We start from the raw sequence: 6,641 nt of genomic DNA, 5'->3' as shown, positions 1-6,641 counted from the left end.
CGCCTGGTCTGAGCACCTCGCTCATCGCAGGAGCGGTGACTCGGGGGTGATGCCATCGCCGCCAGACCGCCCAGGACCCATCGCCACCCCGGCGCACCGGCGCACCGGCGCACCGGCGCACCGATCACAGACGCAGGACGGGGCCCGCGCCGGTTCCGTCCGGCACGGGCCCCTTCCCCCGTGAGGAGAGCTGTCAGGCGACGCTGACGGCGCTCCACGCCGCAGCCACAGTGGTGTACTGCGTGCTGCCGTTGCCGAACAGGTCCGCGGCCGCGCTCAGCGTGGCGGTGCGGGCCTGTGCGTAGGTGGTGCCGGAGGTCATGTAGACGTCCAGCGCACGGAACCAGATCTTCTGGGCCGCGTCGCGGCCGATGCCGGTGACGGTCGAGCCGTTGCACGTGCTCGAGCTGTGGGCGGTGCCGCCGATGGTCTTGGCGCCCGAACCCTCGGCCAGCAGGTAGAAGAAGTGGTTCGCGACGCCCGAGGAGTAGTGGACGTCGAGGTTCTTGGTGTTGGTGCTGTAGCAGTTGGGCGAGCTGCCGTCGGCGATCGGGTTGTCCATGCGACGGAAGCCCTTGCCTCCCGCCAGGTCGAACTCCTCGCCGATCAGGTAGTCGGCCGGGTCGTTGGCGTTGGCGGCGTAGAACTCCACCATCGTGCCGAAGATGTCGGACGTCGCCTCGTTGAGGCCGCCGGACTCACCGGAGTAGGTCAGGTTGGCGGTGTTCTCGGTGACGCCGTGGCTCATCTCGTGGCCCGCCACGTCGAGGGACACCAGCGGCCCGAACGTCGTGCCGTTGCCGTCGCCGTAGGTCATCTTGGTGCCGTCCCAGAAGGCGTTGACGTAGTTGCGGCCGTAGTGGACGCGGCTGGGGGCGCCGGTGCCGTTGTCAAAGATCCCGTTGCGTCCGTGCACGAGCTTGAAGTAGTCGAAGGTCACGGCGCCGCCGTAGTGGGCATCCACGGCCGCCGACTCGCGGTTGGCGTTGGTGCCGTTGCCGAAGGACGTGTCGGGGCTGGAGAACGCGACGCCGTTGCTGCAGGAGCCGAGCACGCCGCAGATGGGCGAGTCGGTCTTGTTCTGCATGTCGGTGGTCCTGGCGTTGCCGTGGGCGGCGTCGGTGAGCGTGAAGGTGGAGCCCGACTGGGTGATGCTGATCGGGACGGTGCCGCTGTAGAGCGACTGACCGGAGCCGTCGGCGGTGTGGATCTGCTCCTCGCGACGGATGACCTGGCCGGACTTCGCGTCGACGTAGGTGGCCAGACGACTCGGTGTCCCGTCGCCCTGGCGACCCAGCGTCAGGACCTCCCAGGCGAGGCGCGGGGCACCGGCGACCGCGTCGACGACCAGGCGCGGGGCCTGGTCGGCGGCCCGGAGGTTGGTGATCGTCGCCGTGGCCCTGGCCGGGCTCAGCGCCTGGGTGCGGGCGGCTGCCTGGGCGACCGCGGGCACGGTGGAGAGCGTCAGCGGTGTCGCGAGCGTCTGGCTGACACCGCGCCACCCGGCCTCGGGGCCGCGGTGCACGACGAGGTCGCCGCCGAGGACCTCGAGGCCGTCGATCGTGCGCTGGAGCCGGACGTGGCTGCTGCCGTCGGCATCGACGATCGTGTCGACGGGCAGGAACTCCTGCTCGGCCGCAGGAAGCGCAGCACGCGGGTGCTGCTGGAGGGCCTGGAGTGCGCCGGCGACCACGTCGGGCCGGCGGTCGGACGAGCCAGGGGCGCTCGTGGCGGAGGTCGCCTGGACACCGAGGGTGCCTGCTGCCAGGACGGCGGCGGCGGCGAGACCGAGAGTCTTACGCATGCTGTACCTCTCAACGTGGACGTTCCCGAGTGAGCGTCTGTGCTGCCACAGTGGCCCCTGCGCACGCGTGCGCGCACGGGTTGAGGGCCTGCGATTCGCTGCACTGCACGAACTTGCAGAAGTGGCGCAGCGGTTCGCTGCCATCGCACGAAGGCGGGGTCAGTCCAGCTCGAGGAGGTGCTCGAGGCCGACGGTCAGGCCGGGATGGGCCGCGATCTGGCGCACCCCGGTGAGGACGCCGGGGGTGAAGGAGGCGCGGTCCATGGAGTCGTGGCGGATCGTGAGGGTCTCCCCGACCCCGCCGAGGATGACCTCCTGGTGGGCGACCATGCCGCGGATGCGCAGACCGTGGACGCGGATGCCGTCGACGTCGGCGCCGCGGGCGCCCTCGAGCCCCGTGGAGGTGGTGTCGGGCGGCGGGGACATGCCGGCCTCGCGGCGGGCGGCCGCGATGAGCTCCGCCGTACGACGTGCGGTGCCGGAGGGTGCGTCGGCCTTGTCGGGGTGGTGGAGCTCCACGACCTCGACCGACTCGTAGAAGCGGGCGGCCTGCGCGGCGAAGCGCATCATCAAGATGGCGCCGATCGAGAAGTTGGGCGCGATCAGCACCCCCACCTCGGGTGCTGCGTCGAGCTGGTCGCGCAGGACCGCGAGCCTCGACTCGTCGAAGCCGGTGGTGCCGACGACGGCGTGGATGCCGTGCTCGATGCAGAACGCGAGGTTGTCCATGACGACGTCGGGGTGGGTGAAGTCCACGACCACCTGGGTCCCGGCCTCGACGAGGGCCTCGATCGGGTCGCCCTGGTCGACCTGCGTGACGAGCGCGAGACCCTCGGCCTCCTCGACCGCGCGGCACACCTCGGCGCCGACCTTGCCCCGCGCGCCCAGCACGCCCACCATGATCTGCTCAGCCACGTGACCAACTTAGCGGTCCACCTGCATGGCGTTCTCAGCGCGGCAGGGTCCGTTTCTGGCAGTCTGGTGACATGCCGGTGAACACCATCCCGTCGCGGATTCGCTGGGCCGTCGACTTCCTGGACGTCCAGCCCTCTGACCACGTCCTCGAGATCGGCTGCGGCCCGGGGGCCGCGGCTGAGCTGATCTGCGACCGGCTGGAGACTGGCAAGCTCTTCGCTATCGACCGCTCGGAGTCCGGCGTCGACCGCACCAAGCGCCGCAACGCGGCCCATGTCGAGTCCGGTCGCCTGACCGTGCGCCAGATCGACCTGGCGACCCTGCGGGTCCCGGTCAAGCGGCTGCACAAGGTCTTCTCGTTCAACGTCAACCTGTTCTGGGTGCGCGACTGCGCCGACGAGGTCGCGCTGCTGCACGAGCGCGTCCTCCCCGGGGGCGGGGTCTACCTCTTCTACGAGGTCCCGCGTCCCGAGGAGGTACCGCGTGTCGTGGAGCAGGCCTCCGCCGCGCTGAGCGACGGCGGCTTCCGGGTGTCGGTCGTGGACAACAAGCGTCCCGCCGTCATCGGCATCATCGGTCGTCGGTAGGGCCCGGCTGCTCCGCTAGGCGGGCCCGACGATCGCCAGGATCTCCGGCTGGGAGAAGATCTCGGCCGCGACGGTCGACACCTCGTCGAGCGTGACGGCATCGATGCGGGCGAGGACCTCGTCGATGCTCAGCAGCTCGTCGTGGACCAGCTCGGACTTGCCGAGCCGCGACATCCGCGAGCCGGAGTCCTCGAGCCCGAGGACCAGTCCCCCACGCAGCTGACCCTTGCCGCGCGCGAGCTCCTCGGCGCTGATGCCGTGGGCCGCGACGCGCAACAGCTCTGTGCGCACGGTGGCGAGCACCTCGTCGAGCTTGCTCGGCAGGCAGCCGACCGACACCCCGACGATGCCGGAGTCGGCGTGGTGGGAGGCGAAGGAGAACACCGAGTAGGCCAGCCCCCGTCGCTCCCGGACCTCCTGGAAGAGCCGGCTCGAGGTGCCCCCGCCGAGGGCGGTGTTGAGCACGCCGAGCGCGAAGCGGCGCTCGTCACCGCGCGCCATGCCCTTCATGCCGAGCACCAGGTTGACCTGCTCGAAGGGCCGGGTCGCCTCGACGGTGCCGGGCGTGATCCGCGAGCCACGGCCCGACGTACGCGGGGGTGCCGGCACGGCGTCGCCGTCGAGGAACCCGTTGCGGCCGAAGGCCCGGCGCACCTGGCGCACCAGCGCGGTGTGGTCCACGCTGCCGGCGACCGCGACCACCATGTTGGGGGCGGTGTAGTGCCGACGGTAGAACCGCCGGACCTGCGCCCGGGTCAACGCCTCGATGGAGAGCACGGTGCCCGCGATGTCGCGCCCCAGGGGCGACTCACGTCCCCACGCCTGCTCGGCGAAGAGGTTGTGGACGACGTCGTCGGGGTCGTCGTCGTGCATCGCGATCTCGTCGAGGATGACGTCCCGCTCGGCCTCGACGTCCTCGTCGGTGATCGTGCTGTTGGTGATCATGTCGCCGAGCACGTCGACGGCCAGCGGCAGGTCCTCGTCGAGGACCCGCGCGTGGAAACAGGTGTACTCCTTGGCGGTGAACGCGTTGAACTCACCGCCCACCGCGTCCAGCGCGATGGAGATGTCGAGCGCCGAGCGCTCGGTGGTGCCCTTGAAGAGCAGGTGCTCGAGGAAGTGCGAGGCACCGTGGAGCTTGGCGGTCTCGTCGCGCGAGCCCACGCCCACCCACACACCGATCGCGGAGGAGCGGGCGCCTGCGATCTGCTCGGAGACGACGCGCAGGCCCCCCGGCAGCACCGTACGACGGACGCGTGAGGTCACCTGTCCGTCACCGTCGCGGACGGTCTGGAGCGTGCGCGTGGAGCCGACCGGCTGACCCGTCTTGGTGCGGAGGCCGGGGACCCGCGCCCCCCGAGACGGCGTCGACCCGCCCGCGGAGCTCGGGCGGGTCGACGATGAAGCCTTGGTCACTCGGTGTCCGAGCCCTCGGCGGGGGCGTCGCCCTCACCGTCGGTCTCCTCGACCACGGGGATCAGCGAGAGCTTGCCGCGGTCGTCGACCTCGGCGATCTCGACCTGGACCTTCTGGCCCACGGACAGGACGTCCTCGACGGCCTCGACGCGCTTGCCGCCGGCGAGGCCACGCAGCTTGCTGATGTGCAGCAGGCCGTCCTTGCCGGGCATGAGCGAGACGAAGGCACCGAAGTTGGTCGTCTTGACGACCGTGCCGAGGTAGCGCTCGCCGACCTCGGGCATGGTCGGGTTGGCGATCGCGTTGACGGCCTGGCGGGCAGCCTCGGCCGCCTCACCGTTGGTGGCACCGATGTAGATGGTGCCGTCGTCCTCGATCGACAGCGACGCGCCGGTGTCGTCCTGGATCTGGTTGATGACCTTGCCCTTCGGACCGATGACCTCGCCGATCTTGTCGACGGGGATGCGGACCGTGATGATGCGCGGCGCGTGGACCGACATCTCCTCGGGGACGCTGATCTCCTCGTTCATGACCGCGAGGATCGCCGTGCGGGCGTCCTTGGCCTGGTTGAGGGCAGCGGCGAGGACCTCGGCGGGGATGCCGTCGAGCTTGGTGTCGAGCTGGAGCGCGGTCACGAACTCCGGGGTGCCGGCGACCTTGAAGTCCATGTCGCCCATCGCGTCCTCGGCGCCGAGGATGTCGGTCAGCGCGACGTACTCGGTCTTGCCGTCGACCTCACCGGAGATGAGACCCATCGCGATGCCCGCGACGGGGGCCCGGAGCGGGACGCCGGCCTGCAGCAGCGACAGGGTCGCGGCGCAGACCGAGCCCATCGAGGTGGAGCCGTTGGAGCCCATGGCCTCGGAGAGCTGGCGGATCGCGTAGGGGAACTCCTCGCGGGCGGGGAGCACGGGGAGCAGCGCGCGGCGCGCGAGCGCACCGTGGCCGACCTCGCGGCGCTTGGGCGAGCCCACGCGACCGGTCTCGCCCGTGGAGAACGGCGGGAAGATGTACTTGTGCATGTAGCGACGCGACTTCTCCGGGGAGAGCGTGTCGAGCTTCTGCTCCAGGGTCAGCATGTTGAGCGTGGTGACACCCAGGATCTGGGTCTCGCCGCGCTCGAACAGCGCCGAGCCGTGGACGCGCGGGATGACGCCAACCTCGGCGTGCAGCGCGCGGATGTCGGCCAGACCACGACCGTCCATGCGGACCTTGTCGCGCAGGACGCGCTCGCGCATGAGGGACTTCGTGACCGACTTGAACGCGGCCCCGATCTCCTTCTCGCGACCCTCGAACTGGGCCCCGAGCTGGTCGAGCAGCGACGCCTTGACGGTGTCGAGCGCGGCCTCGCGCTCGAGCTTGTCGGCGATGACGAGCGCTGCGCCGGCACCTGCGGAGGCGGCTGCGGAGACGGCGTCGTAGACGTCGTCCTCGTAGTCGAGGAAGACCGGGAAGTCCTGGACCGGCTTGGCGGCGGTCTTGGCCAGCTCGGCCTGGGCCTCGCACAGCTGCTTGATGAAGGGCTTGGAGGCGTCGAGGCCACCGGCCACGACCTCCTCGGTGGGAGCCTGCACGCCGTTCTGGACCAGGGTCCAGGTCTGCTCGGTGGCCTCGGCCTCGACCATCATGATCGCGACGTCGCCGGTGTCGGTGACACGGCCGGCGACGACCATGTCGAAGACGGCGTTCTCGAGCTGGCTGTGGCTCGGGAAGGCGACCCACTGGCCCTCGATCAGGGCGACGCGCACGCCGCCGACGGGGCCGGAGAAGGGCAGGCCGGAGAGCTGCGTGGAGAGCGACGCGGCGTTGATCGCCAGCACGTCGTAGGGGGCGTCGGGGTTGAGCGCCATGACGGTGATGACGACCTGGACCTCGTTGCGCAGACCCTTCTTGAAGGTCGGGCGCAGCGGGCGGTCGAT

Annotated in this window: 5 protein-coding genes; 1 reads left to right on the top strand and 4 read right to left on the bottom strand. The window is 70.5% G+C overall.

What is annotated here, in order from left to right:
- Positions 1–193: 193 nt before the first annotated feature.
- Both RMN98_RS16540 and dapB read right to left on the bottom strand, forming a co-directional pair.
- Complete coding sequence (locus tag RMN98_RS16540) at positions 194–1,804, bottom strand: M4 family metallopeptidase (RefSeq protein WP_309649914.1); 1,611 nt, start codon at positions 1,802–1,804, stop codon at positions 194–196.
- A 159-nt stretch (positions 1,805–1,963) separates the two neighbouring features.
- A complete protein-coding gene (dapB, locus tag RMN98_RS16535) occupies positions 1,964–2,704 on the bottom strand; it encodes a 4-hydroxy-tetrahydrodipicolinate reductase (RefSeq protein ID WP_309649915.1) in 741 nt (246 codons plus the stop codon).
- 86 nt (positions 2,705–2,790) lie between these two features.
- Here dapB and RMN98_RS16530 point away from each other — a divergent pair, with 86 nt between their 5' ends.
- Positions 2,791–3,306, top strand: a complete 516-nt coding sequence (locus RMN98_RS16530) for a class I SAM-dependent methyltransferase (protein ID WP_309649913.1) — start codon at positions 2,791–2,793, stop codon at positions 3,304–3,306.
- Between the two features lie 15 nt (positions 3,307–3,321).
- On the opposite strand, the gene RMN98_RS16525 is transcribed toward RMN98_RS16530, so the two are convergent.
- Together RMN98_RS16525 and RMN98_RS16520 are read right to left on the bottom strand one after the other, a co-directional pair.
- Positions 3,322–4,572 (bottom strand): pitrilysin family protein, encoded by a 1,251-nt coding sequence (locus RMN98_RS16525; protein ID WP_309649912.1) that lies wholly within the window; start codon positions 4,570–4,572, stop codon positions 3,322–3,324.
- A gap of 146 nt (positions 4,573–4,718) precedes the next feature.
- Positions 4,719–6,641 (bottom strand): polyribonucleotide nucleotidyltransferase (locus RMN98_RS16520; protein ID WP_309649911.1); only part of this gene is annotated, 1,923 nt, incomplete at its 5' end.

Origin of the sequence: Nocardioides sp. (assembly GCF_031397825.1) — a bacterium.
Classification (GTDB): Bacteria; Actinomycetota; Actinomycetes; order Propionibacteriales; family Nocardioidaceae; genus Nocardioides.
This window is presented reverse-complemented; position numbering and strand designations above follow the sequence as displayed.

Coding starts and splice junctions, on each gene's coding strand:
- RMN98_RS16540 (WP_309649914.1), bottom strand. CDS start 1,804: ATGCGTAAGACTCTCGGTCTCGCCGCCGCCGCCGTCCTGGCAGCAGGC.
- dapB (WP_309649915.1), bottom strand. CDS start 2,704: ATGGTGGGCGTGCTGGGCGCGCGGGGCAAGGTCGGCGCCGAGGTGTGC.
- RMN98_RS16530 (WP_309649913.1), top strand. CDS start 2,791: ATGCCGGTGAACACCATCCCGTCGCGGATTCGCTGGGCCGTCGACTTC.